At 59.9% G+C, this 19,506-nt stretch carries 13 protein-coding genes and 1 pseudogene; 11 read left to right on the top strand and 3 right to left on the bottom strand.

Annotation, left to right across the window (positions count from 1 at the left end):
- Positions 1-113 precede the first annotated feature (113 nt).
- A complete protein-coding gene (locus tag BUB62_RS09410; protein WP_073109165.1) occupies positions 114-2,408 on the top strand; it encodes a xanthine dehydrogenase molybdopterin binding subunit in 2,295 nt (764 codons plus the stop codon).
- Between the two features lie 301 nt (positions 2,409-2,709).
- On the top strand, positions 2,710-3,699 hold the full coding sequence (locus BUB62_RS09415; protein ID WP_234988663.1) for an XdhC family protein: 990 nt from the start codon (positions 2,710-2,712) through the stop codon (positions 3,697-3,699).
- A 169-nt stretch (positions 3,700-3,868) separates the two neighbouring features.
- Here the strand turns inward: BUB62_RS09415 and BUB62_RS09420 are convergent, their stop codons facing one another.
- Both BUB62_RS09420 and BUB62_RS09425 read right to left on the bottom strand, forming a co-directional pair.
- The gene (locus BUB62_RS09420; protein ID WP_084538958.1) at positions 3,869-4,471 is read right to left on the bottom strand and encodes a DUF4136 domain-containing protein; all 603 of its coding nucleotides are present in this window, start codon (positions 4,469-4,471) and stop codon (positions 3,869-3,871) included.
- Between the two features lie 418 nt (positions 4,472-4,889).
- Positions 4,890-6,767, bottom strand: a complete 1,878-nt coding sequence (locus tag BUB62_RS09425) for an ABC transporter ATP-binding protein (RefSeq protein ID WP_084538959.1) — start codon at positions 6,765-6,767, stop codon at positions 4,890-4,892.
- A gap of 490 nt (positions 6,768-7,257) precedes the next feature.
- Here BUB62_RS09425 and BUB62_RS19550 point away from each other — a divergent pair.
- The 8 genes and pseudogenes from BUB62_RS19550 to BUB62_RS09465 all read left to right on the top strand — a co-directional run bounded on the left by BUB62_RS19550 (position 7,258) and on the right by BUB62_RS09465 (position 14,411).
- Positions 7,258-8,283: pseudogene (locus tag BUB62_RS19550) on the top strand (DUF4917 family protein).
- Positions 8,284-8,304: 21 nt separating this feature from the next.
- Positions 8,305-9,450: an RES domain-containing protein gene (locus tag BUB62_RS09435; RefSeq protein WP_073109173.1), complete on the top strand. Its 1,146-nt coding sequence runs from the start codon at positions 8,305-8,307 to the stop codon at positions 9,448-9,450.
- Positions 9,451-9,477: 27 nt separating this feature from the next.
- Complete coding sequence (locus BUB62_RS09440; RefSeq protein ID WP_073109176.1) at positions 9,478-9,735, top strand: hypothetical protein; 258 nt, start codon at positions 9,478-9,480, stop codon at positions 9,733-9,735.
- A gap of 28 nt (positions 9,736-9,763) precedes the next feature.
- Positions 9,764-10,546 (top strand): hypothetical protein, encoded by a 783-nt coding sequence (locus BUB62_RS18990; protein WP_143164096.1) that lies wholly within the window; start codon positions 9,764-9,766, stop codon positions 10,544-10,546.
- A gap of 599 nt (positions 10,547-11,145) precedes the next feature.
- Entirely contained in the window at positions 11,146-11,712 is a 567-nt protein-coding gene (locus BUB62_RS09450) for a helix-turn-helix domain-containing protein (protein WP_143164097.1), read from the top strand.
- 88 nt (positions 11,713-11,800) lie between these two features.
- Positions 11,801-12,220, top strand: coding sequence for a hypothetical protein (locus tag BUB62_RS09455; protein ID WP_073109184.1), 420 nt, complete (start codon positions 11,801-11,803; stop codon positions 12,218-12,220).
- Positions 12,221-12,549: 329 nt separating this feature from the next.
- The gene (locus BUB62_RS09460) at positions 12,550-12,984 is read left to right on the top strand and encodes a hypothetical protein (protein ID WP_073109186.1); all 435 of its coding nucleotides are present in this window, start codon (positions 12,550-12,552) and stop codon (positions 12,982-12,984) included.
- 233 nt (positions 12,985-13,217) lie between these two features.
- Complete coding sequence (locus BUB62_RS09465) at positions 13,218-14,411, top strand: MFS transporter (protein WP_084538960.1); 1,194 nt, start codon at positions 13,218-13,220, stop codon at positions 14,409-14,411.
- Between the two features lie 421 nt (positions 14,412-14,832).
- Here the strand turns inward: BUB62_RS09465 and BUB62_RS09470 are convergent, their stop codons facing one another.
- Positions 14,833-18,090 carry a reprolysin-like metallopeptidase gene (locus BUB62_RS09470; protein WP_084538961.1) on the bottom strand — a complete coding sequence of 1,086 codons (3,258 nt, stop codon included), beginning with the start codon at positions 18,088-18,090 and terminating at the stop codon, positions 14,833-14,835.
- Positions 18,091-18,803: 713 nt separating this feature from the next.
- On the opposite strand from BUB62_RS09470, the gene BUB62_RS09475 reads away from it, so the two are divergent.
- Positions 18,804-19,385 (top strand): hypothetical protein, encoded by a 582-nt coding sequence (locus tag BUB62_RS09475; RefSeq protein WP_073109192.1) that lies wholly within the window; start codon positions 18,804-18,806, stop codon positions 19,383-19,385.
- Positions 19,386-19,506 lie beyond the last annotated feature (121 nt).

Here is a 19,506-nt window from a genome sequence, read left to right on the forward strand (position 1 = left end):
CAGGATGACAAACGGCAAATGACCGACGAAAAACCACAAGCCCAGTTGTGAAATAACATTGAGAATAGCGGCCACCCCAAGCCCATCCTCCTCTCTCTCCGAATACCCCCACCATGAACCACCTCGACCCGGTGCGCCACGTGCGCGGCGAATCCCAGTACGTAGACGACATTCCGACCCAGCGGGGCACGCTGCACGCGGCCGTGTTTGAGTCGCCGGTGGCGCACGGCCGGCTGCTGAGTCTCGACTTTGAGGCGGCGCTGGCGCAGCCCGGCGTGGTGCGCATCCTCACGGCCCAGGATATTCCCGGCGAAAACCAGATTGGCGGCATCGTGCCCGATGAGCCGCTGCTGGCCGAGGAACACGTGCATTTCCGGGGGCAGCCGGTGGCGCTGGTGCTGGCCGAAACCGAGCATCAGGCGCTGGCCGCGCTGGCGTTCATCAAGGCCGAAATCGAGCCGCTGCCCATCATCACCGATCCGCGGGTGGCGGCGGCACAAGGCGAGCTGATCGTGCCGCCGCGCACCTTCCGCATGGGCGACTCGGCGGCGACCTGGAGCCAATGTGCGCACGTTTTTGAGGGTGTAGCCGAATCGGGCGGGCAGGAGCATCTGTACATCGAAACCCAGGGCGCCTATGCCTACCCGACGGAGATGGGCGGCGTGCGCATCATTTCCTCTACCCAGGGCCCGACGGCCGTGCAACGCCACACGGCACACGTGCTGGGCATCGGCATGCACCAGATTGAGGTAGATGTGACGCGCCTCGGCGGCGGCTTTGGCGGCAAGGAAGACCAGGCCACGACTTGGGGCGCATTGGCCGCGCTGGGCGCCTACGTGGTGCGCCGGCCCGTGAAGCTGGTGCTGGACCGCATGGCCGACATGCGCATGACCGGCAAGCGCCACCCCTACTCTTCTGATTTCCGCATCGGCCTCGCTGCCGACCTGCGCATTCTGGCCTACGAAGTCACGTTTTACCAGAACGCCGGGGCCGCCGCCGACCTGTCGCCGGCCGTGCTGGAGCGCACGCTTTTCCACGCGACCAACACGTATTTTATCCCCAATGTGACGGCCACGGCCTACAGCTGCCGCACCAATCTGCCGCCCAATACGGCCTTCCGGGGCTTCGGCGGGCCGCAGGGCATGTTCGTGATGGAGTCGGCTATCGTGAAGGCGGCCGAGGCACTGGGCGTGCCGGCCAGTGCTATTCAGCGGCGGAACCTGCTGCGCGAGGGCGACCTGTTCTCGTACCGGCAGCCGGCCGAGATGTGCAACGCCGAGCTGAGCTGGGACACGGCCGATAAGATTTACGACCTGGAGAAAAGCCGGGCCGAGGTAGCGGCTTTCAACGCCGGGAATGAGCAGTTTAAAAAAGGCTTGTCGGTGATGCCGATCTGCTTTGGCATTTCCTTCACCAAAACGCCCATGAACCAGGCCCGGGCCCTGGTGCACATCTACACCGATGGCACCGTGGGCGTGAGCACCGGCGCGGTGGAAATGGGCCAGGGTGTGAACACCAAAATAGCCCAGGTAGCGGCCCAGACTTTGGGCATTTCGCCCAACCGCATTAAGGTGGAGAGCACCAATACCACGCGGGTGGCCAACACCTCCCCTTCCGCCGCCAGCGCCACCGCCGACCTCAACGGCAAAGCCACCCAGCTGGCCTGCGCCGCCCTGCGCGAGCGGCTGCTGCGCCACGCCTGCACCGAGTACACGCTCAACTACGAAGGCCTCGAAATCCACAACGAGCAGGTGCTGGCCGCCGGCGTGGCGGCCGATACGAACTGGGAAAAGCTGGTTTCCTCAGCCTACTGGAAGCGCGTGAGTCTGACCGAAAACGCCCACTACGCCACCCCCGACCTGCATTTTGACCCCACCACCAACCAGGGCTACCCTTTCGCCTACCACGTGTACGGCACGGCCTACACCACCGTGACCGTGGACTGCCTGCGCGGCACCTACACCTTCGACGCGGTGCAGATCGTGCACGATTTCGGCGAGAGCATGAACCCGGCCATCGACCAGGGCCAGATTGAGGGCGGCGCGGTGCAGGGCATCGGCTGGATGACGCTGGAGGAGCTGATTTTCAACGAGGAAGGCCGCCTGCTCACCAACTCGCTCAACAGCTACAAAATCCCGGACCTGTATTCCGTGCCGCAGCACATGCCGGTGCATTTTCTGGATACGCCGGGCCATCCGCGGGCCATTCTGCGCTCCAAAGCCGTGGGCGAGCCGCCGCTGATGTACGGTATCGGGGCCTACTTCGCAGTGCGCGACGCCATCCGGGCCTTCCGCCCCGGCCACCTGGCAGACTTTTCGGCCCCGATTACGCCGGAGAAGGTGTTGCTGAATCTGTACCCGGCGGCGGTGGCGGCGGCAGTGCCGGTAGCAGTTTCGGCCGAGGCGTAGCGTGATTTGATAGAACGTCATGCCGAGCGCAGCCAAGGCATCTCGCGTGCTGATGTTGCTGGAAAAGGCACATCATGCTGAACGAGGCCGAAGCATCTCTCCCGCTACGTTGGACCCCTCCCCAACCCCTCCCCAAAAGGGAGGGACTTAGGTTACCATTTTGAAGTCAGCGGTAGAGATGCTTCGACAAGCTCAGCATGACGCCCTTTTTCCAACAACATCAGCGCGCGAGATGCCTTGGCTGCGCTCAGCATGACGTTCTTTTTTTGACTGTTCTTTATCGTTGAGCATCCTTTTTCCAGTGCAAAATCCGCTTTCCTCTTCCGCTGCGCGCCCCCGCGACCTGCTTGTGTGGCAGCACGCCGCCGCCCGGCTGCGGGCCGGGCAGCCGGTGGCGCTGCTGTGCGTGCTCAGCAGCCACGGCAGCAGCCCCGGCCGGCAGGGGTTCAAGATGAGCGTGGGGCTGGATGAGGACACCGCCGGCTCCATCGGCGGCGGCATTATGGAGCATAAGTTCGTGGACCTGGCCCGGGCCCGGCTGCGCGAGGCGGATACCAGCATCGTGCGGCGGCCCCAGATTCACCGCCGCGAGGCACCCACCGACCGTTCCGGTATGATTTGCTCCGGCGAACAGGTGGTGCTGCTCTTTCCCCTGCAGCTAACTGATTTGCCAGCCGTGGAAGGCTGTATTGCCGCGCTGGAGCAGCTTTCTGCCACCTGCTTCACGCTTTCCGAAGCGGGTCTGCAAGTGCGCCCGGCCACGCCCGAAACGCCCAGCTTCACTTACGACGAAGGCCCCGACTGGCGCTACACCGAGCGTCTCGGCTTCCGCGACCAGGTGACCATTGTGGGGGGCGGGCATGTGGCACTGGCCCTGTCGCGCATTCTGGCTACGCTGGATTTTGAACTAACGGTGCTCGACGACCGGCCCGACCTGAACACGCTGGCCCAAAATCCCTACGCTCACCACAAGCGCACGGTGCCCTACGACACGCTGGCGCGGGAAATTCCGGAGGGCCCGAACCAATACATCGTCATTATGACCTTCGGCTACCGGCCCGATGAGGTGGCGCTACGCCAGCTGCTGCACCACCGGGTGAAATATCTGGGGCTGATGGGCAGCAGGGCCAAGATTGCGGAGCTGATGAATTCGTTGCGAAATTCCGGCGGCGCGGAGGAAGCCCTGGCGCGGGTACACGCCCCCATCGGCGTGCCGATAAACAGCCGCACGCCGGAAGAAATTGCCATCAGTGTGGCCGCGGAGCTGATTGGGGTGCGCAACGCCGGCTGAGAAGCTAATGGGGATAATTTTTCAGACCATTAGAACGGTGTAGAGACGCATACTTGCGTCTCGTCGGCCGCGTCGTTCAACGGGTTTGTTCAACGCTTGTCGTTCAACGATGAGACGCAAGTATGCGTCTCTACACACAAACAGCTGCTGAGCGCGACCAACTGAGCCGTTAGTTCTGCGTGCCCTGCCCTTCCGTGCCGTTCAGATAGCCTTCGGTAAACACGCGGTACTGGTCGAAGATGGAGCGCACGGAGCGGCGAATGACCACCTCGCCCTGGGGGCCGGGCGGCACCGTGACGCCGGAAGCGTAGCCGTTCCAGACGGCGCGGTTGGTGCGGTTGTCGACCAGCGTGATGAGCAGCGTGCCTTCGGCCAAGATCATGCGCACGGGCTGGTAGCCTTTGCGCTCTTCCTTGGGCGTGTCTTCGTCTTCCACCTGCCCGTTGTTTACCCAGCGCGTGATATCGTCCTGCTCGTAGCCCCGAAAAGCCATGTCGCCCTCAAACAGGCGGAAGATAACCAGCAGATCGGGGCGGTTGCGGGCGGCGCGGTAGCCCTGAATCTTCATGCGGGTGCGGATGGCGTCGCGCGTGATTTCGCCTACTTTGCTCGTGTCGGCCGACAGGCCACTGCCGGTCACGAATTCGTAGGTTCGGTAGCGGCGAAAGTTGCCGGAGTAGCTGTAATCGGACTCGATGCGGGCCTCGCGCGAGGCAAAGCAGCCGGACAAGGCCAGCGCCAACGATAACCAGAGCGTAACGGACAATTTCATACGAGGCGCAGTAAGTGAAACCTTCCTTTCAAGTTACAACATACTCGTACGCTACCGCCTGATAGTCAGCCCAAAATCTGTGCAAAATTTTGTCTTAGCGGCCTTTCGGGCTGGCAGTAGCTTCTTTTAGCGCCGACCCTGGCTCCAAGTGGTCAGCCATAAGCAGCCGTCAACTGGCGTATTCGTTGCGCCTCACCTCCTGGCTCCGGAGCCGTTACGTTCTTGGGTGGTCGTTCTGTGCGTGGGCCTCACCCCCCGGCCCCTCTCCGAAAAGGAGAGGGGGAGCCTGACGCCAGATCCAAATCTACTTCGTTGAACTACATTTACTTGCCCTAGAATTTAGAGCTAGTTTCCCCTCTCCTTTTCGGAGAGGGGGCTAGGGGGTGAGGCCCACGCGGAGGCCGACCTCGCCAGAACGCTACCGGTAGCCGGCGGCCTGCAGGGCAAACAGCTCGGCGTAGCGCCCGCCCTTGGCCAGCAGTTCCTCGTGCGAGCCGATTTCCACGAACTGCCCGTTCTCAATCACCAGAATGCGGTTGGCCATGCGCACGGTGCTGAAGCGGTGCGAGATGAGAATGGCGGTTTTGCCCTGGGTCAGCTCGGCGAAGCGTTGGAATACCTGGTGCTCGGCGCGGGCATCGAGGGCGGCGGTGGGCTCGTCGAGGATGAGCAGCTGGGCATCGCGCATGTAGGCGCGGCCCAGGGCTATCTTCTGCCACTCGCCCCCGCTCAGGTCCACGCCCCCGGCGAAGCGGCGGCCGATGATCTGGTCGTAGCCGTTGGGCAGCTTCTGCACCACCGTATCGGCCAGACTCTGGGCGGCAGCCGATTCGATGCGGCCCTGGTTGTCCTTCTCCTCGATGCGGCCCACGGCCAGGTTTTGGCCCGCCGAAAGCTGGAAGCGCACGAAATCCTGGAAGATGACCCCGATTTCCTGGCGCAGCTCGGCCGGGTCGTACTCGCGCAGGTCGTGGCCGTCGAGCAGGATGCGGCCCTCGGTGGGGTCGTAGAGGCGGGCGAGCAGTTTGACGAGCGTGGTTTTGCCGGCGCCGTTTTCGCCCACCAGCGCCAGCTTCTCGCCGGCCAGCAGCTCGAAATTCAGGTTGCGCAGCGCCCACTTTTCGGCGTTGCGGTACTTGAAGCCCACGTTTTCGAACCGGAAACCTTCCCGGATCGGGTGCGGAAACGGGCGCACCACGTGGGTTTCGTCGCGGATGATGCGGGGCTTGAGGTGGAAGAAATCGAAGAAATCCTGGAGGTACAGCGCCCCATCGGCCACGGAGCTGAAGCGGCTCAGGATGCCTTCGAGCAGGCCCCGCATCCGGGCGAAGGAGCCGGCCAGAAACGTGAGCTGGCCAATGGAAATCTGCCCGCGCACGGCCTGCGTGATGATGTAGACATAGGCCGCGTAGTAGCCCGTAGCGCCCACTCCGGCGAAGAACGTGCCCCAGCCCGCCCGCCGGATCACGAGGTCTTTGTTCTTGCGGTAAAACTCATCCGACAGCAGCCGAAACCGCTCGATGAGAAACGGCGAGAGGCCAAAAATCTTGACTTCCTTGGCCGTTTCGTCGGAAGCGCCGGTCTGGCGCAGGTAGTCCAGCTCGCGCCGCTCGGGCGTCCAGCCGTGCACCAGCGAGTAGCTGCGCTCATTGAAGTGCGACTCGCCCAGAAACGCCGGAATGACGGCCACCAGCAGCAACAGCAGCAGCCAGGGGTTGAAGGCCACCAGCCCCACGGCCAGAAAAGCCATCGTAATGGCATCCTGGGCCTGGCTGAGCACCTGGGCCATGAGCACGGTGCGCGAGAGAGTCTGGCGGCGGGCCCGTTCGAGCTTGTCGTAGAACGTGCTGTCCTCGAACTGATCCAGATCCAGCTCGGCGGCGTGCTCCATCAGGCGCACGGAGGTGCGGTTGGCAAACAGGTCGCCGAGCAGCGAATCGAGCAGGGCCACACCGCGGCCCAGGGCATCGGAGGCAATGGCGAGGCCGAATTCCAGCGCTACCAGCGTGAACACCGGCGTGAGCAGGCGCTCCTGGGCGGGCTGGCGGCTGAGCTGCACCACCGTGTCGAGAATGAGTTGGCCCACGTAGAGCATAGCCACCGGCAGCGCCGCCCGCAGCAGCCGCAGCGCCACGTTGCCGAGGGTGAGGGTCGGGCTGGTTTGCCAGATCAGGCCCAGAAATTCCGGGAGGTTTTTGAGCGCCGAAAACCGCTCCCGCACCGAAACGGCGGGCTTGCCGTCGGGCTGGGGCTTTTTAGCGGACATCGCGGCAAAGAAGGAATCGGAACGAGCCATAGGCCGGGGCTACGGCACACTTCGGGCCGGAGTTGGGGAGTGGCCGTTTTGGCAGGGGGAGTTGGGGAATGTGCTTATCTTGGCCGGGTTAAAGGTTATCAAATCGACCAAAACGATTCTCTGTGAAAATTTAGAGTCCAAAAACGTTTTGACTGATAATCTGATGGCTTCCTACAAGCCTAGGCCAATAGACAGCCGGAACACTTAGCACCCGATGGGCCCCGCCGATGCTGGGGCGGCTAAAGGGTAATAGGAATAATATATTTCCAAGTCGTATATACTATCCCAAGAAATATTTAGCTTGCTCCGGAGTTGCCAGTCTTGACTAGCTTCTGTCTCGCCCGCTCTCTCTACTACCTATTCATTACAGCTTGATTTGCCCATTGAGATGCTATTTTGGCTTCTCACGAAGTTGTATTACCCATTTTTCACGTATTAAGGCTGCGACACGCTTTTCGCAGCCATACAATTTACTACAAAAATATTTTCAATGGCCGACGAAATCATTACATTTCAAGAAGCTATCAGGCTATCAACAGGTAACGGCAATCGTCATCTATTGACAGGAAACGGATTTAGCATTGCTTGCCGAAGTCAGATATTCACATACGAATCACTCTTTAAACAAGCAGATTTCACCTCATTAAGCATTTATGCTCAAAGCTTGTTCACACATTTGAACACAAAAGATTTTGAGATTGTCATGCGGCATCTGCGCCAAGCAAGTGAAGTATTAAAGATATATGCACCTTCAGAAAAGTTATTAATACAGCAAATCGATAATGATGCCAATGAATTAAAAAATATACTCGTCAATGCTATTGCTTCTACTCACCCTACACTACCTTCCGAAATCACAGAGGAGGAATACGAAAATTGCAGGAATTTTATCAATCATTTCAACAATATATATACCCTGAATTATGATCTACTACTATATTGGACTATGATGCATACAGAAGCGAAAAAGACAACCACTGCTGATGATGGATTCAGAACACATGATAGCGGCAAAGAGGAATACGTCACTTGAGACATTAATAAAACAAATAGTCAGAACACATATTATCTACACGGCGCGTTGCATCTTTTTGATGCAGAAGACAAACTCAAAAAATACACTTGGATAAATACAGGAATAAAACTAATAGATCAGATCAGATCAGCATTAGATAATAATTTGTTCCCCTTATTTGTTTCCGAAGGAAAGAGCATAGAGAAGGTTATTAAAATAAATCACAGTAATTATCTCTCTAGGGGTCTTCGGAGCATCTCAAACATAGGAGGTTCGCTGTTTATATATGGCCATTCTCTCGCTGTCAATGACAGCCATATTCTCAATATGATACCACAAAGCAACGTAAAGCAGTTATTTATAAGTATCTACGGTGATATAGATAATGCTACAAATCAGGAAATTGTGAGAGCAGCAAAAAGCCTTGCTGACCAAAGGAACCGCAAGAAACCTCTGGCTGTATACTTTTACAATGCATCCACTGCGAAGGTGTGGAGATAATTCAAAACAACAAACAAATATATGCATCTCAACGCAACAGAATACAAAAAAATAATAGGCCTCCTATCAGATACGGAATTCGAAATTCCCATCAGCCAAAATTCCAATGATATATATTTTCCATGCTTTCTAGAGAAACGAATAAACCAGTATCTTGCATACTATTCATCACACCTCAAAGATTACACTGATAATATTCTAAACACGTTGGATTTTGGCAAAAACGAGTCATACACCCTCGATAACAAGATTCAATTTCTTGCCACTGGTATAATGACCGCTGTTCAATGCTACTACCGTGGTGATCTGCGAGAAGCCAGTAGAGTATTCGACCAGTCACTGGATCATGCCGGGTTTACTCAAACAACACTTGTCGCAACCATTCCTGCAACCAGCAGATTCTATCGCACACGTTTGAGTAACGGCAGAAGAATGAAGCGCCAAGATCTGTTTCATAATCCCTTTGAGAACCGACATTTGGTAGCTACCAGCCGCTATAGTATACCAGGACTTCCGGCTTTATATTTAGGCAGCTCAGTTTATGTGTGCTGGGAAGAATTTAATCAAGCCCCTATTAAAGACCTCTACTTCAGTCAATTCAGAACCACAAGGCCATTACGGGTAGTCAAGATCCAACGGCTGGACGATCTTCAAGCTGACCTAGAAGCGGCTGAATTCGTACCATCTGTGAATATCGTCTACATGTTGAGATATCTACTTCTTTTTCCTTTGACCATAGCTTGTTCAATTCGGACAAAGGAGATACACGGCACATTCAAGCCTGAGTACATAATTCCTCAGCTACTACTTCAGTATGTAACTAAAAACAAAGATGTTGATGGCATTATGTTCCCTTCTACCAAGGTCGATTATACTACAATAGATGGTGTTACCGCTTATAACTACGTTTTCCCAGTCAAGCAAGTAGCCAGTCAGGGCCTGTGTAGTGAGCTGGTTAATACGTTTGTTTTAACCGAGCCTACATCGACAGAGATTGAATCACTTATCAACTACTCAGGCAGGTTCATCACGACAGCAGATCAGTTCAGTGCCATTCCGGGCGCTATCAGCATCGTAGAAGGAGTAAGCACCCCATATAGAGCAACTGCTTTCGGCCGCCTCGAAGACATACTTAACTTGCGCGCATCAATGCCAATTGAGCAATAAACTCACTCTTCACCAACTACCGCCACCATGAAAGGCTTTATTGAATTCTCCACCAAATCCAGCGATGCTGGTCCTGCCAGCCAATTTCGTCCTGCCCTAATTGCATTGGACTCGATTGCCTATGTTTCTTATTACGGTGAGAGCAAATCACGTATAACACTCAAAACCATAGGGGCATACGGAGATAAAATTGTAAATGATATTCTCATTATAGACCTGAGCTTTGCTGACTTAAAAGATAAATTGAGAGTTAAAATTCAGCACGACCAAGTTTCCAACAACTAGTCCTTAACAAACCGTAATAACCTGAAATATGAGCAAACTCAGATTATATCTAAATGCCACAGGTAACGATGCTGATGCATACAAGAGAGCAGTTGCAGCAGCACTAATAATAGCCAAAGACAATTCCGATATTAAGAAAATTGTATTACTAACTCCTAAAAAGGAAATATACGATCTACTTGTTGGAGTATTTACACCTAATCAGATTAAGTCTGCGACCAAAGGCGGTTTCAAATTCAATCCCTCTGAGCCACTGATTAAGACAGAAGCACTTACCACCTATCGTGGTGGGAATAATTTATCTTCTGAAGTTGTTATTACCTGTGGGCTAGACTCTGATGAAATTTTCCTGGTTGAAGGGTACAGTTCAGTAGTAGCGATTGTTGCTGTGTCTTGGGTTCCCCACCAACTAGAAAAATGGGTCAAAACATGGGATCCTCGGGAACTAAGGAACAATCCGCTACCTGTCACTCCATACCCCCAACCCTCCTGTATAACCAAATATGCATTAAGTGATCTGAACGAATTTGTAGCTAAGGATAAAAGCCTTCGTAGCCATAGCAACGAATCAGTTACAGTTACCTACCTGATGACGCTGCACAAATATGATTCACCTATTGATTCCGACACAGCTGGAGCTTACTTGACAAGCCAATTCGCCTGGAAGACAGATCGGGTAAAGGAAGCACAGGAAATTATCAACCAACTCAATGCTGGTGGTAGTCCCAAAGGGGGAAAACCAGAACAGATGCAAAAACACTATGAAAGGTGGAAGAAAGAATGTGAAGCGGAGACAGCAACTATCATTTAATAGCCTTGTCAGAACCGCTCATCAAAGTGCTCTGCTCCGTTCCCATAGTAGCGCACTATTAGTAGCGCACTATATGCCCGCTGAAGCGTAGCTGCTGTACCAGTCCGGCCTGCTCGTGTGCGTCCTGTGCCGAGCAGGCCACCACAGCCAACTCCTCCTCTAGAAAAGCCAGCAGCTGCCGCCGGAAATCAGCCGGTAACGCCGGGTTATCCTCGCCGGTCACCCGCACCTGATACACTCGGTAGCCGCCGCGCCCACAGCGCCATCCAAGGAAGAGCGCGCCTCATCCGGTATTCCTATAGTCAACTACACGCGCAGCAGCCAAGTCTGTCTTTATTCCAGCCGGCCACACAATCTAGGAGCTCAGCAAGCTACCAATGTCGAGTTGTTCAGACGGTAGCAGAGAAAATATCTACATAAGCTACAGCGCCACCAAAAGAAGCCCCAGCCGCCCCCGCCGCTGGGGCTTCTTCGTGCCCAGCCGCTTCCTCACCCTACCTTGTACAACTATTCCCCAAATCCAAAAAATACTTGTACACCCCGCCCCACGTTACTGTACAAGAATTCTCGCAAAACCGGAAATACTTGTACAACCCCGTATGCCGCGCCGCTCCCGTACCGCAACCAACCTGTTAGTCCGCCTGCGGACATGGTTTGGGCTCGACCAGGAAGCGTTGGCGCTTTATCTGGGGGCTAGTCCCGCCCTTATCCGGTCGATAGAAACCGGCCGGCGGACCCTCACCACCAACCTACTGCAGGCCCTACTGCCACTGATGCAGCAGTTGCCGCCGGCCGATGTGCCGGCCGCCCCGCTGCCGCCCGGAATGCCCGCCCCCGAGGCAGCGGAGCTGGATTTTCGGCGGCGCGTGTGCCAGCAGCAGTTGGCCCGTTTCGGCCGGGAGCTGGCGGCCCTGGAGGAGCGGGGCCGGGTGGCCGGGCACTGGGCGCAGGCGCTGCCGGCCTTGCAGCAAGAAGCGGCAGCTTCTGCCCCGGCCACGGCGGCGGAGGCCGAGCGGCAGGCCTGGCTCAGCGGCTGGCTGACGCGCCAGGCCCGGCCGCTGCCGCCCGAGGCCAGCACGCGCTGGCACCTGCTGCGGGCGCGGGTGGCGGCCCTCACCGCCGAGCTAGCCACCCTGGCGGAAGCGACCGGTGGGGCGGGCGCCTAAACCTTTGGGCCGCTACATACTAAGGCGCCGGAGGTGGCGTTCAGGGGCAGAACATTCCTTTTTCCCACCTCTTATTTTTTCAACCCGTATGGCCCTCGATTTTTCATCCCTTACCGACCGCGCTACCTGCGACGCAGCTACTGCCGAAATTGAGTTTGAGCTCAACACCTTCAATGCCCGCGAGGTGGTGGGCGACGTGGCCGACCAGCGCGCCACCCGCACCAAAACCAGCACGGCCGCGCAGCTGGCCAAAGTGAATTCCAAGATAGCCTCGGCCGATATCCTGCTGGCCACCGCTGGCATCGATGCCGAGCTGCTCGAAACCACCACCGACGAGCGGGCAGCCCTGCTCGTGCAGCAAACCCGCCTCATCAAGCGCAACCGCCTCGCCACCGGCCTGGCTCGCTTCCTGGCCGACGTGGATGCGGCGCAGGTGGAGGCCCAGGTAGCCACGCTCACGGCCATTAAGGACGGCATTGCGGCGCACCGGGCCACGCTGCCCGCGTAAGGCCAGCGGCTCAGTCCGGTGAAGCTGGTTGGGCAGTCGTCTAAGCCAGAGCCAGCTCCCCCTTCCGAGCGCCGCCGAAGAATGACCTTTTATCGACTTTCTCAACAGCCTCTCCTACAAAGCCCCGCCGGCGCTGCCGTTGCGGGGCTTTTTTTGGGCTTTTCGGCTGGCCCAGATGCGCCACGCCACGCCGGCAGCAGCGGCGGCGTGGCACTTCCTGCAGATGTTCTGGTATTTCTCCTAACCTTCGTTAGCTTTATCGGCAGCGCTGCTACGCCCACTCATGGTCTGGCCGGCTTCGGATAGCCTCACCTTCCCTTCCCCCCACCATGCCCACACAGCTAACCAACGGTTTCGGCAAAGTCTACCTGACCATCGACTACGATGCGGCCAACCAGTGGGTCTACAACGACTGGATCGGTTACCAGACCTACACCGGCATCATTGCCGGGGCCGATGCCTGCCTGCTGCCGCTGCGCGAGCACGCCTGCTCCTGCCTGCTCAACGACAACCGCCGGGTGATTGGCCCCTGGGACCATGCCGTGGAGTGGATCGTGACCAACTGGGCCAACCGCGCCGCCGAGCAGGGCCTCACCCACTTCGCCCACGTCGCCAGCCCCGACTCGCTGGCCGCCCACTCCGCCGAGGCCATGCACCTGGGCATCGGCGGGCGGCTGCAGATGCGCATGTTCGGCGATATGGCGCAGGCGCAAAGCTGGCTGCGGGCGGCCCGGCTGGGGGCAGTTGAGAAACAGGTCGTGTAAGCCCTCGGGCCGGTTTGCAGAGAACTGTACCTAGCGCGGCCTCGGGGGACCTCACCCCCGGCCCCTCTCCTTAGGGAGAGGGGAGCCTGACGACCTGGGCACCAACCGGAGAAGCGCAGGAATTTAGGGCGTATGGCCTATAGCGTGGCGGTTTCGCGTTACTGGCCCACCTCCCTTCCCGCTGCCCGCAATTTCTGCCGACCTTTGCCGCGCTTACCCGCGCTGCTGCTTCCATGCCCCTTTTCAAAAGCAAGGTCTATACGGCGGGCTTCTGGCTGATGTGCCTGAGCTCGTTCCTGTTTTTTATGAGCTTCAACATGCTCCTGCCCGAGCTGCCCGACTTTCTCACGCGGCTGGGCGGGGCCGAGTACAAGGGCTTCATCATTGCTTCCTTCACGCTCACGGCGGGCCTTTCGCGGCCTTTCAGCGGCAAGCTGGCCGATACTGTAGGGCGCATTCCGGTGATGGTGTTCGGGTCGCTGATCTGCTTCGTGTGCGGCTTTTTCTACCCCTGGGTCACGACGGTGGGCGGGTTTCTGCTGCTGCGGCTGCTGCACGGCTTCAGCACCGGCTTCAAGCCCACCGGCACGGCCGCCTTCATTGCCGATATCATTCCGTATGAGCGCCGCGGCGAGGCCATGGGGCTGCTGGGCGTGGCGGGCTCTTTGGGCATGGCCGCCGGGCCGGCGCTGGGGCCCTACATCACGGCCGCTACCTCGCTCGATACGCTATTCTATGCCTCCTCGGGCCTGGCGCTGCTAAGCCTGGCCGTGCAGGGCACCATGACGGAAACCCTACCCGCCGGGCAGCGGCAGCGCTTTCGCTGGCACCTGCTGCGCCTCAACTGGCACGAGGTGCTGGAGCCGCAGGTGTTCGGACCGGCGCTGGTCACGCTGCTGTGCCTGTTTCCGTTCGGGGCCATCCTCACCGTGATACCCGACCAGAGCCAGGCGCTGGGGCTGAAGGCGGCCGAGAAAGGGTTGTTTTTCACCTGCTTCACGCTGGCCTCGCTGCTGGTGCGCCTCGTGGCCGGCCGCGCCTCCGACCGCTACGGCCGGGTGCCGGTATTGCGCGTGTCTACGGTGCTGCTGGCCACGTCGCTGCTGCTGCTCACGCTGGCAGCCTCCAAGGCGGTGTTTCTGGGGGCGGCGCTGCTGTTCGGCATTGCCTCGGGCCTGAACTCGCCCACGCTCTACGCCTGGACCATCGACCTGAGCCACCCCGAGCGGCGCGGCCGGGCCGTGGCCACCATGTACATTGCCCTCGAAGCCGGCATCGGGCTGGGTGCCCTGCTGGCCGGCTGGATTTTCGGCAACGTGGCCGCCCATCTGCCTTATGTGCACGCCCTGAGCACGGGCTGCACGCTGCTGGCGCTGGGGTATCTGGTGTGGGGCCTACCGAAGCCGCGAGTGGCCGGGGTGGCGTGAAACGAGAGTCAGCTATGCACTTTTTGCGCAACTGAGACCTTTTTTGTGACTAGTTACAGCAGAAACAAGGATAGCTCAGTACCAAAATCGGCCCTGTGTGTCGTAGCGAGCTTCTAAGAGCGTGTTTGAATTAATTCCGAACGTCATGCTGAGCGAAGTCGAAGCATCTCTACCACGCCGTTTGGTTGGCATTGCAACGAAGGGTAGAGATGCTTTGACAAGCTCAGCATGACGTAAACGGGTTTTGCGCAATTCTCAAACACGCTTTAATGCGTTGGGATGCTTTTGATAAACCGCGTTTCGGCGTAGCAGTGCACAACCGGCTCTAGGGGACGTAGTTGAGCTTACTCAAACGGACGGTACGGCAAAAACCCGGCAGGGAATGCCTGCCGGGTTTACTTAAAAGTTGAGCCACCGGCTTTTACCGTGCGATAATCAGGCGCTGCATCTCAGCTTTGCCGTTCACCACAAGGCGGCAATAATACAGACCGGAGGTCAGCGGCTGGCCGTCGAGCACGAATGCGTACTGCTGCCCGCCGCTTACCTCTCCGTCATAGAGGGCCGCCACGCGCTGGCCCAGCGCGTTGTAGACCACGACTTGGGCGTGGCCATCAAGCGGGGCCCGGAACGACACGGTGGCTTGACTCCCGGTCGGGTTTGGGTACACGGCCAGCTCGTTGGCGCTGCCCGTGGCATCCGCCGAAGATGCCACGCGAGCCGACAAGCCGGGGCAGGCCCCGAGCCGGTCGCTAGGGTGGTCGGTCAGGTGGTCTCTCACGCCATTGGGCGCGATGCAGAGTTGGTTGCCGTTGTGGCACACCAGCACCTTATCGTTTTTGCTGCCGCAGCGCACGTCAACCACCTTGAGCGTGACGCTGGCCGTGGCCGTGCAGCCCGAGGAGCTGGTGGCCGTGACGGTGAAGGTGAACGTGCCGGGCAGAGTAGGCGTGAACACGGGGTTGGCGCTGTTCGCGTTGCTCAGGTTCGTGGCCGGGCTCCAGGCATAGGTCACGCCGACTGCACTGCCGAGTTCCGACGCGGTGAGCGTGGCGCTTCGCGGCCCGTAGCCCAGGTATAGGTTCGTGGGGATGCCGCCGGTGAAGACGCTCGTCGCGGGCGTGACGGCAATGCCCGGAGTGGGAATGGTGCCCAGCACCGTAACCGTCGCCGTCGCCGAGCTGGTATTGCCCTGGGCATCCGTCACCGTCAGGGTCACGGAATTCGGACCCAGGTTGGCGCAGGTAAACGCGCTGGGCGACACGCTCAGCCCGCCGCCCGCCGCGAAGCCGCAGTTGGCCGTCGAGCCGTTGTTCACCGTGGCCGCCGTGATGCTGACGTTGCCCGTCCCATCAAGCGCCACCGTGGCATCCTGGGCAATGGCCTGCGGAGCGCAGACCGTGAAGAGGACGCCGTTGGAGGTGCCGACGGGCGTGGTGAGGGTCACGTTGCCCGTGGTGGCGCCCGCCGGCACGGTGGCCGTGGCCGTGGTGGCATTCGTGACCGAGAAAGTAGCCGCGGCCGTGCCGTTGAAGCTAATGCCGGTGGCCCCGGTGAAGCCGGTCCCCGTCAGCGTCACGACCGTGCCCGCCACGCCGCTGTTGGGCGAGAGGCTGCTCAGGGTGAGAGGAGCCGGGGTGATGGTGAAGTTGGCGTTCGAGATGTCGAAGAAGTAGTTGTCGGCCGCTTCCACCATGACGCGGACCTGGGTCTGGGTGCCAGCAAAGCTGGGCGCTACCACCACGGCCGAGCCGTCGTTGGCTTCGTTGGCGGCCAGCAGCGTGGGGTACGTCAGGCCGCCGTCGAGGCTCAGACGCAGGTTCACCAGGGCGCAGCTTACCGGGGCCGCCGTTGTGCCGGCCACGTCCCAAGTCACGGTCTGGGACGTGCCTCCGGTCCAGGTCACGGCCGTGTTGGGGGCCGTCACCACGAAGGGCCCAGCGGCGCTGCTCACGTTCAGGTTCACGAAGGCCGAGTAATCCACGCCGCCAATCACGCCGGCCGGGCCGCTGTGCGCGTCGCGGGCCGTGCAGCGGAATTTCAGCGTGCGCGTCACCGTGGGCAGCCGCTCGCCAATCAGGGTGGTGTTGTTCACCAGCTCGTTCAGGCGCGGGAAGTAGCGCGTGCCACTGGCCGTGGGGTTGAAGGAGCGAAACAAGGGCACGTTCTGGCCCGCCACTTGGGGCGCTGTGGGCGACTGTTGCGGCCCCAGGTCCATTTCTTCCCACGAGTAGGTCAGCGCGTCGCCCTCCGCGTCGGTGGCCGTGGCCGTGAGCTTGAAGGGCGTGCCCCCGGGCAGCGTCAGGCCGCTGGCCGGGGCCGCCACCACCGGCGCCGTGTTGCCGGTGGCCGTGCTCGTTCCGCAGGTGGTACCGCTGATAAAGGCGCGCATTTCCTGGTAGTTGCCCGTGTGAAACGTGGCGTCGGAGTTGGGCTGCAGGTTGTTGGCCGCGCCGCAGATGCCGGCGTAGGCCATGATGGTCGAGCCCGAACCGGGCTCCCACGCCGTGCTGGCGTTGCGGTTGCCGCCGGAGCAGCTGCCGCCGTTGCCGTTGAAGGGGTGGTTGCCGCTGAACTGGTGTCCTATCTCGTGGGCCACGTAGTCGATGTCGAACGCGTCGCCCACGGGGCTGGACGAGCCGGTCAGGCCGCGGGCCTTGCTGGCCCCGCACACCACGCCCAGGCCGGCCACGCCGCCGCCGCCCGTCCCATACAAGTGGCCGATGTCGTAGTTCGCCGAGCCGATGACGGAGTTGATGGTGGCCACGTTGGCCGCCAGGTCGCCGCTGGTGTTGGCGTACGGGTCGGTGGCCGCATTGGTGTATATCAACAGGTCAGTGTTGGCCACTAACACGAGGCGCACGGCCAGCTCCTTTTCGTACACGCCCACCACGCGGTTCACGCTCGTGACGATGGCGGCCAGCGCCGAGGCCACCGTGCCCCCGTGGAAGGTCGTGTACTCGCCGGTGGCGGCCATGGCCAGGCGGTACGTTTTCAGCACGGGCCCGCTCGCCAGAGCCGCGGCCGAGCGGGCGTACGCGGCCACCCGGGCCTCGCTGGCCTTGAGTTCGGCGGCGCTGGGCGCGAAGCCGCAGGTCATGGCCGGGCCCGCGGCCGCGCGGTCCATGTCGTTGGTGTAAAAGGCGAGGTACTGCCCGGCATCGGTCCGGGTCACCGGGTCGATGTAGAAGCTCTTGCCGTCGGCCGTCAGCACCTGGGCGTGGAAGCCCTGGGGCGTGAGGTCGAGCCGCACCGAGGCCGACGCGTCGTCGAGGCCGGTGCCAGCGTAGGTTTTGATTGCCGGGAACTGGGCCGCCAGCGCGGGCGCCATCACCTGTGCTTCGCGGATAGCAAAGCGGCCGGTGCGGCCATCGGGCAGCGGCAGCGCCAGCACCAACGGCGCCGCGCTGGCCTGGGTTTCGCGCGGGGCAGTGGCCAAGGCGGCGCGCAGGCCGGCCACGTCCAGGGTCAGGGCCCGGGAGTGAAACAGGGCGCGGGCCAGCGGCGAGGCGGCGGAGCGAGCGGCTGCGTCGGCCTGGAAGAAAGAAGCTGGGTGCTGCGCCTGTGTGCCGGTGACCAAGCTGGCCAGCAACAACAGCAGCGCCGCGCGTCGGCCGAGCCGGCCAGGACTAACCGGGGCCAGCAGCCCAACCAAAAAACGTAACAAGTACAAGAAATCCATGGCGAAATACTGAGAATGTGGATGAAAACCAACTGCGACAAAAGCGTTGGCAGCGCCGTGTCGGCTACCGCAGCAAGCTCTTGTTCAGGCAAAGGGCCCCGGCCGCGCGAAACGCAAGGGTGGAATTGCCCCTAAGGGCCTGCCCGGGGGGCCTGCCGGGCAACAGCCCGCTGCCGGGTTTTGGCTTTGCCGTCGACGCGCAAGCGGCACCGGAACAGGCCCAACTGGAAAAGGTGCGAACAACGAGCGCGGCAGGCAGGCATGCGTTAGGGGCTGAACTGGCGAACACGCGCTAGTAGACGTCTTGAATAGGTGAAAATAAGTAGATAAATATTTATATTCAAATTATTATATATATAACATAAAGGGGTTGCGCTACTAACTGGGCAAAGAAGCACGGGAAGCGCCTTTGCCACCCGCTACGAGAAAACCGCCTCCTCCTTTTTGGCCGTCGCCCGCCTGCTGGCCGTCCTCGATTGGCTCCGATGACTGTCCACACTTTCTAGCGAAAGAGTAGCGCGAAAATCCGTTTCGCGACGAGCGAAGCGAGTATCGAAGTCGCGCAGGGCCACCCACGCGCGCACCGCGCTGCGCGGAACCGATTTTCGCGCTACTCTCCACAGGCGCTTGCCCAGCTGGAATTCTGGCCGGATAATCGCATCTTCCCCGCCTGCCCCGGTCACTGCCGGCCGGGGCCTTCACCCTCTGCTACTATGGTTTCTTCCCTGCTTCCTGCCCTGGCCGCGCTGCTGAGCGGCTTTTTGCCCGCCTCTGCTCCCGCCGTTTCGGCTTCGGTGCCCGCTTTCGCCACGGCGCTGAGCCAGCCGGCCACGCTCAACTTCTGGCGCGAGGTGCCCGCCGCCGAGGCCCGCCGCCTGGGCAAGCCCCGGCTGGCTCCCACGCGCTACCGGGTGTTTCGGCTCGATTTGGCCGGCCTCCAAAAGGAGCTGGCCCGCGCCGACGCCAGCAGCGGCCCCACCGTGCTGCTGCCGCTGCCCAACGGCACCTGGCCGGCTTTCCAGCTGTGCCTCAGTGGTGTAATGGCTCCGGCGCTGGCCGCCAAATACCCCGAGCTGCGCACCTACGCCGGCCATGCGGTAGCGGCCCCGGCCGACTATGTGCGCCTGGAGACTACGCCGGCCGGCCTGCGGGCTATGTTGGTATGCGCAGGCCGCACCTATCTGCTTGAGCCTTACCGGGCTGGCGACACGCGCCATTATATCTGCTTCGATAAGGCCCTGCTGCCGGCGGGCAGCAAACAGCCCTTTGAGGTGCCGGGCAGGCCAGTGCGATGAGTACAAGCCAATAGCCAACGAATAATCCTGTTGCCAAAGCGAAAAGCAGGAGAAAAAGCTTTTATCTTAGGGCTGCAATTGACTTGAATTTTCCTTCCACCCTCCTCCTTTTCTCACTCAG

It is taken from the genome of Hymenobacter daecheongensis DSM 21074, assembly GCF_900141805.1.
Classification (GTDB): domain Bacteria; phylum Bacteroidota; class Bacteroidia; order Cytophagales; family Hymenobacteraceae; genus Hymenobacter; species Hymenobacter daecheongensis.